Consider the following 279-nt stretch of genomic DNA (forward strand, 5'->3'; position numbering starts at 1 on the left):
TCACCGCTCGCGCCGCCCGGCCAATCTCCCCCCGCCGGGGGGCCCCCCCCCCGGCCGCGCCCGCCCACCCCGGAGCGTGAGATGCGATTCCTGATCCTTCCGGACACGCCGGCCGCGGCCCGCGTCGCCGAGCGCGCGGCCGGGTACGCCGGCACGGTCGTCCCGCACGCCTCCGGGCGGCCCTGGATCGCCGGGACGTGGGCGCCCGGCGAGCTGGCCGTCGCGCGGTCGGGGCGGCGGCGCCTGGCCCTGCTCGGCCACGCCCGGCCGGCGGCGGCC

General features: G+C 83.9%; 1 pseudogene. It reads left to right on the forward strand.

Annotated elements, in window-relative coordinates:
- Positions 1-81 precede the first annotated feature (81 nt).
- A pseudogene (locus AB0881_RS35210) lies at positions 82-279 on the forward strand (asparagine synthase); the annotation flags it as partial.

Source organism: Spirillospora sp. NPDC029432 (genome assembly GCF_040703975.1).
Lineage (GTDB): Bacteria > Actinomycetota > Actinomycetes > Streptosporangiales > Streptosporangiaceae > Spirillospora.